This is a genomic window from Pseudomonas sp. R1-1 (genome assembly GCF_051132135.1).
Taxonomy (GTDB): Bacteria; Pseudomonadota; Gammaproteobacteria; order Pseudomonadales; family Pseudomonadaceae; genus Aquipseudomonas.
The window spans coordinates 2,511,617-2,528,235 of record NZ_CP071663.1 but is presented as its reverse complement, the minus strand read 5'-3'; the positions used below and the strand labels follow the sequence as shown (position 1 = coordinate 2,528,235).

11 protein-coding genes and 1 riboswitch are annotated in these 16,619 nt (G+C 61.0%); of the genes, 7 read left to right on the top strand and 4 right to left on the bottom strand.

Annotated features, from left to right (window positions below; genetic code table 11):
- Positions 1-179 precede the first annotated feature (179 nt).
- Positions 180-1,196, bottom strand: coding sequence for an ABC transporter substrate-binding protein (locus J3P75_RS11535; RefSeq protein WP_434710528.1), 1,017 nt, complete (start codon positions 1,194-1,196; stop codon positions 180-182).
- A gap of 355 nt (positions 1,197-1,551) precedes the next feature.
- Here J3P75_RS11535 and J3P75_RS11530 point away from each other — a divergent pair, with 355 nt between their 5' ends.
- Together J3P75_RS11530 and katG are read left to right on the top strand one after the other, a co-directional pair.
- Complete coding sequence (locus tag J3P75_RS11530) at positions 1,552-3,762, top strand: LTA synthase family protein (protein ID WP_434710526.1); 2,211 nt, start codon at positions 1,552-1,554, stop codon at positions 3,760-3,762.
- Positions 3,763-3,913: 151 nt separating this feature from the next.
- The gene (gene katG, locus J3P75_RS11525; RefSeq protein WP_434710524.1) at positions 3,914-6,184 is read left to right on the top strand and encodes a catalase/peroxidase HPI; all 2,271 of its coding nucleotides are present in this window, start codon (positions 3,914-3,916) and stop codon (positions 6,182-6,184) included.
- Positions 6,185-6,266: 82 nt separating this feature from the next.
- Here katG and map read toward each other — a convergent pair whose 3' ends face one another.
- Positions 6,267-7,058 (bottom strand): type I methionyl aminopeptidase, encoded by a 792-nt coding sequence (gene map / locus J3P75_RS11520; protein WP_434710522.1) that lies wholly within the window; start codon positions 7,056-7,058, stop codon positions 6,267-6,269.
- Positions 7,055-7,282, bottom strand: coding sequence for a ParD-like family protein (locus J3P75_RS11515; protein ID WP_090284085.1), 228 nt, complete (start codon positions 7,280-7,282; stop codon positions 7,055-7,057). The genes map and J3P75_RS11515 overlap by 4 nt, the downstream gene beginning before the upstream one ends.
- Positions 7,283-7,615: 333 nt before the next feature.
- Positions 7,616-7,809: riboswitch (cobalamin riboswitch) on the top strand.
- A gap of 141 nt (positions 7,810-7,950) precedes the next feature.
- Here J3P75_RS11515 and J3P75_RS11510 point away from each other — a divergent pair.
- The 5 genes from J3P75_RS11510 (at position 7,951) to J3P75_RS11490 (ending at position 14,840) form a co-directional block, all read left to right on the top strand.
- Positions 7,951-8,964, top strand: coding sequence for an ABC transporter substrate-binding protein (locus J3P75_RS11510; RefSeq protein WP_434710521.1), 1,014 nt, complete (start codon positions 7,951-7,953; stop codon positions 8,962-8,964).
- Positions 8,961-9,977 (top strand): FecCD family ABC transporter permease, encoded by a 1,017-nt coding sequence (locus J3P75_RS11505; RefSeq protein WP_434710519.1) that lies wholly within the window; start codon positions 8,961-8,963, stop codon positions 9,975-9,977. Before J3P75_RS11510 ends, J3P75_RS11505 begins: the two co-directional genes overlap by 4 nt.
- The gene (locus J3P75_RS11500) at positions 9,974-10,738 is read left to right on the top strand and encodes an ABC transporter ATP-binding protein (RefSeq protein ID WP_434710517.1); all 765 of its coding nucleotides are present in this window, start codon (positions 9,974-9,976) and stop codon (positions 10,736-10,738) included. Before J3P75_RS11505 ends, J3P75_RS11500 begins: the two co-directional genes overlap by 4 nt.
- A gap of 1,556 nt (positions 10,739-12,294) precedes the next feature.
- Positions 12,295-13,671, top strand: a complete 1,377-nt coding sequence (locus tag J3P75_RS11495; protein ID WP_434710515.1) for a pyridoxal-phosphate dependent enzyme — start codon at positions 12,295-12,297, stop codon at positions 13,669-13,671.
- Positions 13,668-14,840 (top strand): cystathionine gamma-synthase, encoded by a 1,173-nt coding sequence (locus J3P75_RS11490; protein ID WP_434710514.1) that lies wholly within the window; start codon positions 13,668-13,670, stop codon positions 14,838-14,840. The genes J3P75_RS11495 and J3P75_RS11490 overlap by 4 nt, the downstream gene beginning before the upstream one ends.
- Positions 14,841-14,874: 34 nt before the next feature.
- Here J3P75_RS11490 and J3P75_RS11485 read toward each other — a convergent pair whose 3' ends face one another.
- The gene (locus tag J3P75_RS11485) at positions 14,875-16,506 is read right to left on the bottom strand and encodes an ATP-binding response regulator (protein ID WP_434710512.1); all 1,632 of its coding nucleotides are present in this window, start codon (positions 16,504-16,506) and stop codon (positions 14,875-14,877) included.
- Positions 16,507-16,619: the final 113 nt, after the last annotated feature.

Below are 16,619 nucleotides of genomic sequence, written 5' to 3'. Positions count from 1 at the left end.
GCCCGCCCAGCCCTCTCCCCCAGGAGAGGGAGCCGATTTGTGGGCCGTTCAAAACTTTCGTTCGACTCGGTATCGCAGGTTGGCGTATCTCTCGCATGCACCTCGGTCAGTCCCCTCTCCCTCTGGGAGAGGGCTAGGGTGAGGGGCTTTGCTTTTCAAGCCTTAGCCGGCGCGGAACATCAACTCCCCGCCCCACCATGCGCCTCTTCAAAGAAGTAATCCTTCCAGCTCCCCGCCTTGTTTTTCAGCACACCCAACTCCTGCAATTTCTCGGCATAGATAAACGTACGTTGCGGTACCACCGTGAAGTCGATCTCCGGGTCGTTGACGATCTGCTCGACCAGCGCCAACGGCAGTTTCGACTGTTCGACCCGAATATAGGCCTGGGCCGCTGCCGGTTTGTCAGCCTTGATGATTTTCTCGGCTTCGGCCAGGGCGTCGTAGAACGCCTTGTAGGTCTTGGGGTTTTCGTCGTGGAATTTTTCCGTGGTGTACAGCACGTTGAACGTTGCCTGGCCGCCGAGTACGTCGTAGGAACTCAGCACTTTGTGCACGTTGGGGTTTTGCAACGCCTGGTACTGGAACGGCGGACTGGAGAAATGCGAGTTGATTTCCGAGGCGCCGGCAATCAGCGCAGCCGTCGCATCGGGGTGCGGCAGGCTGACGGAAATGTCGTCGAACTTCTTGTATTGAGCATCACCGAACAGCCTGGCGGTTTCGATCTGCAAGGTGCGTGACTGGAAGCCCACCCCTGCCGCCGGCACGGCGATGCGGTCTTTGTCGCCGAAGTCCTTGAGGGTTTTGATATTCGGATTGTTGGTCAGCAGGTAATTGGGCATCGAGCCGAGCGCGGCGATGGCCTTGACGTTCTGTTTGCCTTTGGTGCGATCCCACACGGTGAGCATCGGCGGTACGCCGGCCGAGACCACGTCGAGCGAACCGGTCAGTAGCGCTTCGTTCATCGCGGTGGCGCCAGAGATACTGTTCCAGTCGACCTTGATGTCCAGGCCCTGGGCTTTACCGTGTTTTTCGATCAACTGCTGGTCGCGAACTACATCGAGAATCAGATAACCGATGCCGAACTGCTGGGCGATGCTGATCTTGCCTTCGGCCTGAGCGGCCGAGCTGAACAATGCGGTGCCCGCCAAGGCGGCGGCCAACAGGGTCAATGCGGAACGTTTCAACGGTGTGGCCATGACAACCTCGCAGCAGGGGGTGGTTTGCTGAAAGGCCTGACTTTATCGCTATAAAAAACAGAACTTAAATACCTTTATTGCATATCCATAGCACCGGACGTGGCCGGATGCCTTGGGATGCTCCTGCGATGATCGTTAACAGCCTGACACAATAAAACCCCGACAAAATCCGCCTCAGCAAACAGGCCGTTCGCCGCGCTTTACCAGCAGCCATAGGGGTTTACAGAGATTTTTAAACGCGCGCCAACGCCTCTCCATGCGCATCACCCGAGCGTTTTAAAAGGCAATCAGATGGCCGAGCCTTGCTATCATCGCCCACACTTTTATGACGATTTGATGGCTGGAAGGTCTTTTTGTGAGCGCTCTTTTCAACCGGTTGCGGCAACCGCACGCCCGACTGTTTTCTCTGCTGCTGTTGGTATTGATCGTGCCGATGGGCCTGCGCGCGGCGTTGGGCTGGTCGAGCCCGTTGGGTTATCTGTCGGATCTGGCCGTGGGCAGCCTGTTGCTGGTTTTGCTGCATCGCCGCGCGTGGTGGCTGGCTCTGCCGGTGCTGCTGTTGTGGGGTGTGCTGGCGGTGGCGACCGCGGAACTGGTCAGCGCGGTCGGTCGGTTGCCGACGCCTTCCGACATTCATTACCTGATCGACCCGCAGTTCGTGGAAAACTCCACCGGCGGCGGTCTGGCGCATCCCGCATTGGGCCTGACATTACTGCTGGCACTACTGGTGTGGCTGCTGACCCGCTTCGCCGGCCGGGACCGACCGCTCACTGCCCTGCCCCGTGCAGCCTGGGGCGCGCCGCTGGTGTTGTTCGCCGCGCATTGGGGTGCGCAGAACCTGTGTCCTAACGAAGCCGACCCGTGGCGCCTGTACAACTTGCCGCATCAACTGCTCGCCAGCGAAGTGGCCGACGTGCAGATTCGCGCCGAGGAATGGCTGGACGGCGATGCCGAAGAACCCGCACCGGCGATGGCCGGGCTGACCGATGTCGACCTCAACGGGGAAAAACTGCTGACCGCACCGGGACAGGCGCGCAACGTGCTGATCATCGCACTGGAGGGCATTCCCGGCGCGTACATCCGCGCCAACCGCGAGGCCATCGGCAGTCATTATCAGGAAGACCTGATGCCCAATCTCAGCCGCTGGGCCGAGCGCGGCATGAACACCCCGGATTACGTGCTGCACACGCACCAGACCATTCGCGGTCTGTACGCCATGCTCTGCGGCGACTACGACAAACTTAACAACGGCACGCCCAAAGGCGTGGAAATGCTCACCCTCAACGAGCGCAATCAGGCCTGTCTGCCGGCACAACTGCGCGACCACGGTTTCAGCACGCATTACCTGCAAGGTGCCGGGCTGCGCTTCATGGCCAAAGACAAGATCATGCCGCACATCGGCTTCGACGCGACCCATGGCCTGGAATGGTTCAGCAACAGCAACTATCTCGAATTCCCGTGGGGCAAGGATGACAAAGCGTTCTTCGAAGGTGCGCTGGATTACGTCGGCCAACTGAAAAAACACAAACAGCCTTGGATGCTCACCCTGCTCACCGTGGGCACTCACCAGCCCTACTCCGCACCGGACGACTATCTGCAGCGCTATGAAACGCCGAAGCAGGCCGCCGTCGGTTATCTCGACGATGCGCTGGATCAGTTTCTCAATGGTCTCGAACGCAAAGGCGTGCTCAAGGACACGCTGGTGGTGATCACATCGGACGAATCCCACGGCATCGACGGCGTGCGTCTGGCCTCCTCGTGGGGGTTCAATCTGACTCTGGCACCTGAGCAGGCGCAACTGCCGCGCCTGAACAAAGGCGTCTATGGTCACGTCGATCTGAGCACTTCGATCCTCGACTACTTCGACCTGCCAGTGCCCTCCGCGCTGAGCGGTCGCTCGCTGTTCCGTGACTATGACTCCGGCCGCGAAATCATGTCATTCACCAACGGCAAGCTGCGCTATCACGATGGCCGCGGGATCTTCTCCGAATGCGACATGCCGCGTCGCTGCCGCTACTACCAAAGCCCTGGCTTCATCGCCGACAGCGCCATTTACAAGGGGCGCTACAGCGGTCATCCGGCCCGGCAGATCGCCGCCCGCGCCAATGCCCTGGACCTGTCGCTGCTGCGCACGCCGCTCAATCATCGCTACCAGTTCGGCAGCAACAACATCATCCCGCTGCAAGCGCAGATCAAGGATGACTGGGCCGACAACCTGATCGGTGCGCAGTATCTGGAAATGCCCAAGGGCTCGCACACCCGCGTCCGCTTGACCGTGCGCGCGGTCGACCCGCAGCAAGCGGCGTACATTCAACTCAAGGCCAAGGAATTCGAACAGGACGTGCAACTGGGCTTACCCGCAGAGATGGTCGCCACGGCGGATCAACCGCTGGAAATGGACTTCAGCTTTGAAAACCCGCAACAGCGCAAGGCGTTTTCGTTTCACTTGCTCGGTTACGGCCAAGGCGCGGTGGAAGTCAGTGACTTCAGCGTGATCACTGAACTGCCGGGGCAAGAGGACATTCTCGACGATGTGCCCGATGACGACACGGCGCAATCGAGCTGATCTGACTGATCAGAAGCCAGCGCAGCGCTGAGAGAGTTTGCCTATCAGCACGCAATAGCTGCGCTATTAGCTGGTTTGCCAAGTCGGGTCTAGCCTTACCAGTCCGAAGTCGGCACCAGCCGGCCGCAGCAGACCTGATAGGGACTCGAACATGGCAAGCGAATCGAAATGCCCGTTCAACCACGCCGCCGGTGGCGGCACGACCAACCGTGACTGGTGGCCGAATCAACTCAATCTGAAAATCCTCAGTCAGCACTCGCCCAAGTCTGACCCGCTGGGCCAGGACTTCGACTATGCCAAGGCGTTCAAAAGCCTGGATTTTCAGGCGCTGAAGCAAGATATCAGCGCATTGATGACCGATTCTCAGGACTGGTGGCCAGCCGACTTCGGCCACTATGGCCCGCTCTTCGTGCGCATGGCCTGGCACAGCGCTGGCACCTATCGCACCGCCGACGGCCGCGGTGGTGCCGGCTCCGGTCAGCAACGGTTCGCCCCGCTGAACAGTTGGCCGGACAACGTCAGCCTCGACAAGGCCCGCCGCCTGCTCTGGCCGATCAAGCAGAAATACGGCCGCAACATTTCCTGGGCCGATCTGATCGTACTCACCGGCAACGTCGCGCTGGAATCCATGGGCTTCAAGACTTTCGGCTTTTCTGGCGGCCGCGCCGATGTCTGGGAACCGGATGAAGACGTGTACTGGGGTTCGGAAACCGAATGGCTGGGCGGCGACAATCGTTACGGCAAGAGCAACGGCCCGGTACAGGAACCCGGTGACGGTACGCTGGTAGCCGAACCGGATCTGCACGGCAAGGAAGAAAGCCGCACCGATCAGGGCGAACGCAATCTGGAAAACCCGCTCGCTGCGGTGCAGATGGGCCTGATCTACGTGAACCCGGAAGGTCCCGAGGGCAACCCGGACCCGGTCGCCTCGGCCAGGGACATACGCGAAACCTTCGGCCGCATGGCCATGAACGATGAAGAAACCGTGGCGCTGATTGCCGGCGGCCACGCGTTCGGCAAGACCCACGGTGCCGGCCCGGCCGACAACGTCGGCCCTGAGCCGGAAGCGGCCGGCCTCGAGCTGCAAGGCCTGGGCTGGAAAAACGCATTCGGCACCGGCAAGGGCGCAGACACCATCACCAGTGGTCTGGAAGTGACCTGGACCACCACGCCCACCCGCTGGAGCAACAACTACCTGGAAAACCTGTTCGGCTTCGAGTGGGAACTGACCAAGAGCCCGGCCGGGGCGCATCAGTGGCAACCGAAAAACGGCGCCGGCGCCGGCACGGTTCCGCATGCTCACGACCCGAGCAAAAAGCTCTCGCCGAGCATGCTCACCTCTGACCTGGCATTGCGCTTCGACCCGGCTTACGAGCAGATCTCGCGGCGCTTCCTGGCCAATCCCGAGCAATTGGCCGACGCCTTTGCCCGCGCCTGGTACAAACTGATCCACCGCGACATGGGCCCGCTGTCGCGCTACCTCGGCCCGGAACTGCCCAACGAAGAATTGCTCTGGCAAGACCCGTTGCCGGACGTCAGCCATGCATTGATTGACGACAGCGATGCCGCTGCGCTGAAAAGCAAAATCCTCGCCTCAGGCCTGTCGGTTTCGCAACTGGTCTCGACGGCGTGGGCGGCGGCCTCGACATTCCGCGGCTCGGACAAACGTGGCGGTGCCAACGGCGGGCGTCTGCGTCTGGCACCGCAGAAGTTCTGGCAAGCCAACCAGCCGGAGCAACTGGCTCATGTGCTGCAAACCCTGGAGGGGATTCAGAGCGAGTTCAATGGCAGTGCCGACGGCAAGAAAATCTCGCTGGCGGACCTGATCGTGCTGGCGGGCAATGCCGGGGTCGAGCAAGCCGCACAGAACGCTGGTCATCCAGTGAGCGTGCCGTTCTCGCCCGGGCGCGTGGATGCCTCGCAGGAGCAGACCGATGTCGAATCGTTCGGCTTCCTTGAACCGATTGCCGATGGGTTCCGCAATTACAGCAAAGGCAAATACACCGTCGCAGCTGAAACCCTGTTGATCGACAAGGCGCAACTGCTGACCCTAACCGCCCCGGAAATGACCGTGCTGCTCGGCGGCCTGCGGGTGTTGAATACCAACGTCGGGCAGACCCGGCATGGAGTCTTCACCGATAAACCCGAAGCGCTGAGCAATGACTTCTTTACGAACCTGCTGGACATGGGCGTGGAGTGGCAACCGACGACGCGCGATGCTGATGAATTCGAGGGACGGGACCGCAGGACCGGCGCGCCGAAATGGACCGCAACGCGGGTGGATCTGGTGTTCGGCTCCAATGCGCAGTTGCGCGCACTGGCCGAGGTGTATGCCAGTGCGGATGCGCAGCAGCCGTTCGTCAATGACTTCGTCAAGGCCTGGACGAAAGTCATGAACCTCGACCGATTCGATCTGAAGTAAAGGCAAAGGAAAACGCCGCTGGTTCAAGCGGCGTTTTTTTATGCGTTGGATTTGATGATTGTTCCGTCCGCCAAGCGCGGTATCAAACGATTGCCGCATACCCCTCGATCTGATCCGGCCACGCCGTCAGCACTTCAAACCCCGTCTCCGTCACCGCGACCATGTGCTCCCACTGCGCCGAAAGCGAGCCATCCTTGGTCAGCACCGTCCAGCCATCGGGCATGTTCTTTACGTGGCGTTTGCCGGCGTTGAGCATCGGTTCGACGGTGAAAATCATTCCCGCCTTGAGCTTCATCCCTTGATTGGGGAAGCCGTAATGCAGAATCTGCGGTTCATCGTGGTAGATCTTGCCGATGCCGTGGCCGCAATATTCGCGCACCACGCTAAAGCCTTCCTTTTCGGCAAGGCACTGAATCGCGTAACCGATATCGCCCAGCGTGGCGCCCGGTTTGACCGCACGAATACCTGCGCACATGGCGTCATAGGTGGTCTTGATCAGATGTTGCGCTTCAGGCGTGGCCTCACCGACCACGTACATGCGGCTGGTGTCGCCGAACCAGCCGTCCTTGATCACGGCGATGTCGAGGTTGAGGATATCGCCGTCCTTCAACGGTGTAGCAGAAGGAATGCCGTGGCAGACCACGTCATTGACCGAGGCGCAGACGGTTTTCGGAAAGCCGTGATAACCGACGTTGGCCGGCACCGCTTTCTGCACATTGACGATGTAGTCGTGGCACAGCCGATCCAGTTCATCGGTAGTCACCCCGGCCTTGACGTGGGGCACCAGCATCGCCAGCACTTCGGCGGCCAGTTTGCCGGCCGCGCGGGATTTTTCGATCTCGGCCGGGGTGTTGAGCTTGATCTGGTTTCTCATGCGAGGGCGACTTCCTGTGTCAGTTGGTGCAGGTCGAGCCCGCCGTTCTGTTCGGCGCGGATCAGCAAACGGCAGATCGCGCTGTGGTCGAGATTGGGGTGCAACTCGGCGAGCATGCCGATGCGCATCCAGTGCTCGGCCTGCGCGTTGATCGAGCGGCTGAGTGCGTTGCTGGAGATGCGCAGGTTTTCGTGCATGTCTTCGGAAATTTTTACGATGCCCATGGCGGTAATCCGATACGGAATGTATATGGATCGTATATTAGCGTTGGGGGTTCGTGGATTGCAAATCAGGGTTGTGTGGTTTTTTCAGGATCGGGAGGTTGGTGGTCAAAAGCATGCGTTCGGCTTTGGCCTTGTAGTGACCCGGCCCCTCACCCCAGCCCTCTCCCCCTGGAGAGGGAGCCGATTTCGGTTGGTTTTGAAATTTGCATTCGACTCGGTATTTCATGTCGACGTAGCCCTCGCATCCACCGCGGTCAGTCCCCTCTCCCTCCGGGAGAGGGCTAGGGTGAGGGGCTTTTCAACAGATTGATCTCCCCCTCAACCGCCCAAATCGTCTACCATGCCGCCGCCGGTTTCCACACGGGATTAATAGGGAATCCGAGGTGCTTGCTCAGCATCGATCGGAACTGCCCCCGCAACTGTAGGTGCCGAGCCTGCTCCTCGACTGCCACTGGGTAACCCCCGGGAAGGCCGGAGCCAGGCGATGACGCATCAGTCAGGAGACCTGCCGGCACAATGACTACTAACCGGCGGGGTGTCCGGGAAGGACATCGTGCCGTGCGCTTTTTTGCGCGATGACCGGCCTTGCGCTGTTTGCTGACAGCGCTTGATGGTGTGTTTCCAAACCGTACCCGCCCTCCCCGTACGGTTCCATTGGAGACTGCCCCATGCTGCTGCCCCGTATTGCCACCCTGTTCACCGGTCTGGGCCTTTGCGCTTTCGCGCAAGCGGCGCCCACGGTTTATCCGCTGACGATCGAGAACTGCGGCAGTACCCTGACCTTCCAGCACGCCCCGGCACGCACGGTTACCATCGGCCAGGCCGGCACGGAAATGCTCTATGCCCTGGGGCTGAGCGACAAAGTCGTTGGCACTTCGCTGTGGTTCAACGACGTGCTGGCGAACTACAAGGCGCAGAACGAAAAGATAGAGCGCCTCGCTGATAACGAACCGAGCTTCGAAGCGGTGATCGGCAAGCGCCCGGAACTGGTCGCCGTGGAGCTGGAATGGATGGTCGGCCCGCAAGGTGCGGTCGGCACCCGCGAGCAGTTCCATGAGTTGAAGATTCCGACCTACCTGCTGCCCTCCGACTGCGAAGCCAAGGACAATCTCGTTGGCTCCGATGGGACGCGCCTTGCACCGTTTCGCATCGACAGCATTTACAAGAGCGTGAGCCAACTGGCGGCGATTTTCGATGTGCAGGCGCGTGGCGAACAGCTCAACGAACAGCTCAAGGCCAGCCTCGCGCAATCGATCGCCACGGCGAAAACCCAGCAGCGCAAAGACGTCAGCGCAGTGGTCTGGTTTTCCAGCGCCGAGATGGACATCGAGCCGTTTGTGGCCGGTCACAAAGGCGTTCCGGATTTCATGCTGAGCACCCTGGGCGTGCGCAATGTGGTCGAGTCGGATGAAGAATGGCCAACCGTGGGCTGGGAAACCATTGCCAAGGCCAACCCGACTTTCCTGGTCATCGCGCGCATGGATCGTCGGCGTTTCCCGGCTGACGATTATCAGAAGAAACTTGCCTTCCTGCGCAGCGACCCGGTGACGCGCAACATGGACGCGGTGAAACACAACCGCATCATCATCCTCGACGCCATGGCCATGCAGGCCAGCCTGCGCACCTTCGACGGCCTCGCGCAACTCGCCGCCGCCATCAACGCCTACGACCTGGCGCCATGAGCAGACGCCTGATCCGTTCGCTGCTGGTTGTGCTGACGCTCGCGCTCGCGCTCATGGGCGGCGTGGCGATCGGTGAGACTTCGATCGAGCCGGGCGTGGTGCTGCAGGTGCTGGCCAACAAGCTGTGGGGCGCCGGTTATGTGCTCGACCCCATCGATGAAGGCATCGTCTGGAATTACCGCCTGACCCGCGCCTTGGTCGCCGCAGCCTGCGGTGCCGGGCTGGCAACGTGCGGGGTGATCTTGCAGTCGCTGTTGCGCAATCCGTTGGCCGATCCTTATTTGCTGGGCATCTCCGCCGGGGCCTCGACTGGCGCGGTAATGGTCGCGTTGCTTGGCGTCGGTGCCGGGCTGGTGTCGCTGTCGGCCGGTGCGTTTGCCGGTGCGGTGACGGCGTTCGTGCTGGTGATTCTGCTGGCACGGGTCAGTGGCTCGGCCAACGGTACCGGGCAGATCATTCTGGCCGGGATTGCCGGATCGCAATTGTTCAATGCGCTGACAGCGTTTTTGATTACCCGCTCGGCGAGTTCCGAGCAGGCGCGCGGAATCATGTTCTGGCTGCTCGGCAACCTCGGCGGGGTGCGCTGGCCATCGGTGTGGCTGGCGGTGCCGGTGGCCCTGCTCGGGCTGGTTGTGTGCCTGTGGCATCGGCGGGCGCTGGATGCGTTTACCTTTGGCGCGGACTCGGCGGCGTCGCTCGGCATACCAGTGCGCCGCGTGCAGATTCTGCTGATCGGTTGCGCGGCGTTGGTCACGGCGGTGATGGTCTCGATTGTCGGTTCGATCGGTTTTGTCGGCCTGGTGATTCCCCATGCGGCGCGGTTGTTGCTTGGCACCGGGCATGCTCGCTTGCTGCCAGCGAGTGCCTTGGGCGGCGCGGTGTTTCTGATTGCCGCCGATGTGTTGTCGCGGACCCTGATCAAGGGCCAGGTGATTCCGGTCGGGGTGATTACGGCGCTGGTCGGCGCGCCGGTTTTTGCGCTGATTCTGGTGGGCCGGAGGTCGGCGCGATGAACGCGGTATTGAGCTGCTCGGGCTTGAGCTTCAAGGTACGCGGCGCCGAGTTGCTGAAGGCTGTCAGCCTTGAGGTGCAACGCGGCGAAACGTTGGGCATTGTCGGGCCGAACGGTGCGGGTAAATCGACCTTGTTGAAACTGTTGGCCGGCCTGCGCGAGCCGAGCGCTGGCGAGGTACTGCTCGACGGTCAGCGCCTGGGCAAAATGGCGCGCCGCAGCGTTGCGCAGACACTCGCGGTGGTCGAGCAACAGGCTGACACCGATGACGGCATTCGCGTGTTCGATGCGGTGGCGCTGGGGCGGACGCCGTGGTTGTCGGCGTTACAGCCGTGGTCGGCTGCGGACGCTGCCATCGTTGAGCAGGCGCTGGTGGATGTGGATGCGCTGCACTTGCGTCAGCGCATCTGGTGCAGCCTGTCGGGTGGTGAGCGGCAACGGGTGCACATTGCCCGTGCACTGGCGCAGCGGCCGCAGATTCTGTTGCTCGACGAGCCGGCGAACCATCTCGACATTCAGCATCAGTTGACGATTCTGAGTGTCGTGAGGGCTTTGCCGGTGACTACGTTGATTGCGCTGCATGATCTGAATCAGGCGCTTAAATGTGATCGTCTGGCGGTGCTTGAACGGGGGGAGTTGGTGGCGTTGGGCAGGCCGCTGGAGGTGTTGACGCCGCAGCGTTTGTGGGAGACGTTTGGGGTTCGGGCGCGGTATTTGATTGATCCGTTTGATGGTGAGCGGATTTTGCGGTTTCACTCGTGACGTTGGGGGGCAGGACCGCTTTTTTGATTGGGGGCATATCCGTTGCTGCGGGTGCTGCGGCTTAGGGTTTCGCCCTTACGGCGAGTCCCTTTTTCAGACGCCAAAAAGGAACCAAAAGGCTTTGCTCCTACGTTCGGCCCTCGCAGGCTCGGGTCCCTTCGCTGCGGGATCGATCCGGGCGCAGCGGCTACGGTTTGCTTCGCTGCACCTACTTCCGCTGTGTACGACTGCGTCGTACGGTCGCTGCGCTCCCACGCCCGGATCAATCCCTCCGCTCAGCCTTCCGACGTCGCTGGTGACGCAAGATCAAGAGCACTCGAGCTTGCGCTCATTGTTGAGTGGTCAGAAGCGTCGCATGGCTTGGGCTTTGCGGTGAATTCGCCCCTCATCGGAACGCCGCCCGCCTAGCCCTCTCCCCGAGGAGAGGGAGCTGATTTTGGTTGGATTTGAAATTTGTATTCGACTCGGTATCTCAAGTCGGCGTAGCCCTCGCATCCACCTCGGTCAGTCCCCTCTCCCTCTGGGAGAGGGCTAGGCGGGCGGCGTTCCGATGAGGGGCTTGTAACTGGATGACCGCGCTCCAACTGAAGAAATGCAATCAAATGTGGGAGCTTGCCTGCAAGCGATGACGGCCTGATAGCCGACCCGTCTTTGGGAATGTACTCAATCCACTGGTAGGAGTGAGCCTGCTCGCGATGGCGGTGGGTCATCCAGCACTTCGGCGACTGACGGATAGCCTTCGCCAGCAGGCTGGCTCCCACAGTGGATCTGCGTGTTGCCCCAAGCCTTGCCTGCACCGCGAAACCGGTGCGAGAAGCGGGTGGTTGGCTTTGGATTTGTGGTGTGGCGGCCCCTCACCCCCGCCCTCTCCCGAGGGAGAGGGAGCTGATTTGTGGCCATTTCAAATTCTGCATACGACTCGGTATTTCAGGTCGGCGTACCTTTCGCATCCACCACGGTCAGTCCCCTCTCCCTCTGGGAGAGGGCTAGGCGGGCGGCGTTCCGATGAGGGGCTTTTAGTTGGATGACCCCGCTCCAACTGAAGAAATGCAATCAAGTGTGGGAGCTTGCCTGCAAGCGATGACGGCCTGGCAGCCGACACGTCTTTGGGAATGAACCCAATCCATTGGTAGGAGTGAGCCTGCTCGCGATAGCGGTGGGTCATTCAGCACTTCGGCGACTGACGGATAGCCTTCGCCAGCAGGCTGGCTCCCACAGTGGATCTGCGTGTTGCTCCAAGCCTTGCCTGCACCGCGAAACCGGTGGGAGCCAGCCTGCTGGCGATTTGGGCAGTCTCCGCCCACAAAACGCTGTAGAAAATCTCCTTGATGTTCAAGCAATTCACGCTTCTATGCCGCCCTTCCGAAACTCAATGACGCGTCTGTGTAAACCCGTTCAAACCCGTCCGCCACGGCGCTAATTTCGTTCTATCGTTAGATCAAACTGGCTGCATCAACGCAGGACTAAAGGTTGCGACGGATCATCGCTGAGCCTATGTTGCACGCGAGTCTTTCTTCGCGACTGGAACGCGATCAACACCATCATGAGGTGAAGAAATGTCAAAGGAATCACGCCCTGCCGTGCTTGGGCTGATAGGCAATACTCCGCTGGTTCAGGTCACCCGTTTTGATACCGGGCCGTGCACGCTGTTTCTCAAACTTGAATCACAGAACCCCGGCGGTTCGATCAAGGATCGCATCGGTCTGGCGATGATCGATGCCGCTGAACGCGACGGCCGTTTGCAAGCGGGCGGCACCATCGTTGAGGCGACAGCCGGCAACACCGGCCTCGGCCTGGCACTGGTCGGCCGCGCGAAGGGCTACCGGGTGGTGCTGGTGGTACCGGACAAAATGTCCACCGAGAAAGTCCTGCATTTGAAGGCCATGGGCGCCGAAGTGCACATCACCCGCTCCGATGTCGGCAAGGGCCATCCCGAGTATTACCAGGACGTCGCCGCGCGTTTGGCGAAAGACATTCCCGGCGCGTTTTTCGCCGATCAGTTCAACAACCCGGCCAACCCGCTGGCCCACGAATGCAGCACCGCACCGGAAATCTGGGCGCAGACCGAACATGATCTGGATGCGATTGTGGTGGGTGTCGGTTCGGCCGGTACGCTGACCGGTCTGAGCCGTTTCTTCAAACGGGTGCAACCGGATCTGGAGATGGTGCTGGCCGATCCGGTCGGTTCGGTGATGGCGCAATACAGCCGCGACGGCACGCTACCAACGCCCGGTTCATGGGCGGTTGAAGGAATCGGTGAGGATTTCATCCCGTCGATCACTGACCTTTCCAGCGTGCGTCACGCCTACTCGATCAGCGATGCCGAAAGCTTCGATCACGCGCGCCAGTTGCTCAAGGCTGAAGGCATTCTCGGCGGCTCGTCGACCGGCACCCTGCTCGCCGCTGCGCTGCGTTATTGCCGCGAGCAGACCGAGCCGAAACGCGTGGTCAGTTTCGTCTGTGACACCGGCACGCGTTACTTGTCGAAGGTCTACAACGACCAGTGGATGACCGATCAGGGCCTGCTGCAACGCAAAGGCTACGGCGATTTGCGCGACCTGATCGCTCGGCGTTTCGAGGACGGCCGGGTAATCAGTGTCGGCCCCGACGACACCCTGCTGACCGCGTTTCAGCGCATGCGTCTCGCCGATGTTTCCCAACTGCCGGTGCTGGTCGAAGGCAAGCAACTGGTGGGTGTGATCGATGAATCGGACATCCTCATGGCGGTGCACGAAGACGCCGCGCGCTTCAGCCAATCGGTGTCCAGCGTGATGACCGACAAACTGCAAACCCTCGCCCCTGGCGCGACGCTGGCCGAGCTGGAAGCGGTGCTCAGCCGTGGCCTTGTCGCCATCATCGCCGATGCATCGGGCTTCCATGGCTTGATCACCCGCACCGACATGCTCAACCAATTACGGAGATCCCTTGCATGAGTCAGCACGACGATAAATCCCAAGGCTTCGCGACCCGGGTGATCCACGCCGGACAACAACCGGACCCGACCACCGGCGCGCTGATGCCGCCGATCTACGCCAACTCCACCTACCTGCAAGACAGCCCCGGCGTGCACAAGGGTTTCGACTACGGGCGCTCGCACAACCCGACGCGCTTCGCCCTCGAACGCTGTGTGGCGGACCTTGAAGGTGGCACCCGCGCGTTCGCTTTCGCTTCGGGGCTGGCGGCGATTTCCACGGTGCTGGAATTGCTCGATGCCGGTTCGCACATCGTCTCCGGCAATGACTTGTACGGCGGCACGTTCCGCCTGTTCGACAAGGTCCGCCAGCGCAGCGCCGGGCACCGTTTCAGTTTTGTCGATCTGGCCGATCTGTCGGCGTTCGAAGCGTCGTTGCAGGATGACACGCGCATGGTCATGGTCGAGACACCGACCAACCCGCTGTTGAGCCTGTCGGATCTGGCCGCGATCGCCCGCATCTGCCGCGCCCGCGGGATCATCTGCGTGGCCGACAATACGTTTGCCAGCCCTTACATTCAGCGCCCGCTGGAATTGGGCTTCGACATCGTGCTGCACTCGACCACCAAGTATCTCAACGGTCACTCCGATGTGATCGGCGGTATCGCGGTGGTCGGGCAGAACGCCGAACTGGCGGAGAAACTCGGCTTCCTGCAAAACGCGGTCGGGGCGATCTCCGGGCCGTTCGATGCCTTCCTGACGTTGCGCGGGGTGAAAACCCTGGCGCTGCGCATGGAGCGGCACTGCAGCAATGCGCTGGATCTGGCGCAGTGGCTCGAGCAACAGCCGCAGGTCAAACGCGTCTACTACCCGGGCTTGCCGTCACACCCGCAGCATGAACTGGCGAAACGGCAGATGCGCGGTTTCGGCGGGATGATTTCCGTGGACCTCAACAGCGATCTGGCCGGCGCACGGCGGTTCCTCGAGAACGTGCAGATCTTCGCTCTGGCCGAAAGTCTTGGCGGCGTGGAGAGCCTGATCGAGCATCCGGCAATCATGACCCACGCGACCATCCCGGCCGAAACCCGCGCAAAGCTTGGAATCGGCGATGGGTTGGTACGGCTGTCGGTAGGCGTCGAAGACGTCGAAGATCTGCGTGCCGACCTGGCCAGGGCGCTGGCGAACATCTAGCACTGCACTGACGTAAAGCCCTGAAGATCGGACTTTACGTCAGTACGTTTTCGCAGGATTCGCCTCGTCGATCACGCAGGGCGCGCAGCGTCGTGCGTAACTCGGCGGGGTGCACCGGTTTCGACAGAATCGCAATCTGCCGATCGTGCAAGGCCGCCTGAATCCTTTCGACGTCGTGGCCGGTAATGATCATCGCAGGCACCGCCCAACCGCGCTGCCTGCGCACTTCATCGATGCATTCGATGCCCGTGGCATGGGTGCCGAGGTCATAATCGGCGACAAGGATGTCGCAGTCGGTGACCAGGTTTTCGGCCGACCATTCGGCTTGCACGACACAGCCCCAGCGCTCGAGCAACGTCGACGTCGCCAGCAACACGTTGCGATCATCCTCTACCAGACACACCTTCAGCCCCGTCAACAAACCCACCTGTCGCGCTTCACCGCGGACAAGCCGTGACTGCGGCGCCGCTACGATTGGCAAACCGGCAAGTGTCACCGCCGTGCCGCACCCTACCCGCGAGCGCAGAGCGACGTCCACATCGATCAGTTCACCCAGGCGCTTGATGATCGACAGGCCCAGCCCGACACCCTCGACGTCTTTATCGCGTACCTGCCGCACCCGATAAAACTCCTCAAACACCTTGTGCAGGTGCTCTTCGGCAATGCCATTGCCGCAGTCATGGATGACGATAGCCAGCCCTGCCCCGCGTTTACGCACGCCGATCAGCACCGGCCGCTGAGCGCCGTATTTGAAGCAGTTGGAGAGCACGTTCTGCACCATGGTCGCCAGCAGCGCCGGGTCGGTTCTGACCCAGTGGTAACAGGGACGCAAACGCAGTTCGACACCCGCCCAACGCGCCGCTTCCTGATGTTGGCGGACGATGTCCGCGAGCCATCCACCGAGGTTCAGCGTTTGCATTTTTGCTTCGACCCGGCCGTTATCCAAGGTGTAGAGGTCGAGGATCGAACGGAACAACTGCGAAACGTTGAGCAGTGAACGGTCGATGTTATCGACCAGCCTGCGTTCGCTATCGCCCAGGCGTGACTCGCGCAGACACGCGGTGAACAAACCGATGGAATGGATCGGCTGCCGCAGGTCATGACTGGCCTGGGCGAGAAAGCGTGACTTCTCCAGATTGGCCGCCTCGGCCTCCTCCGACGCCTTGCGCGTACGCTCGAGCAGCAGGTGTGCGTAAAACGGAATCACCGTGCTGGTGATCATCAGCATCAGCACCATGAACGGTTGCGCCTGCCAGTACGGCGTCAGGCGATAGACCGCCAGCAGCGCCAGCAACGCCAGACCGGTGGCGACCGCCAGATAGCGCGAGCCATAGCGCATGCCATTGCCGAGGTTGACCCAGACCATCACCGCGTACAACGGCAGCGCGGCTTCGCCGCCGACTACCAGACCGAAACAGGTGCCGGTGTAATCGTGGATCATGGCGAAAATCCGCCGCGCCGGATAATGCCCGGGCCAGCGCGCAATGGCCTGACGAAACACAATGGAAGCCAGCAAAAACAGGCTGATGTAGGTAATGACCGGCAGGTAGGTATCGACGCGATGGCCGGGCACAAAGCTCAACCCGACCATGTAAACCACGGCGATGGCCGCGATGATGATGCGCAGATTGGCCTGATCGAGTTCGGTGTTTTTCTCGAATTTCATGGTAAACGTCCTTGTGCAGCGTTCGTCAGTTTCGGAAGCAGCCTACAGGCAACCTTCGCGTCCGATGCTAAGGTGCCGGCCTTGATTAACGCTTGACCCAGGGAGGGTCGCGC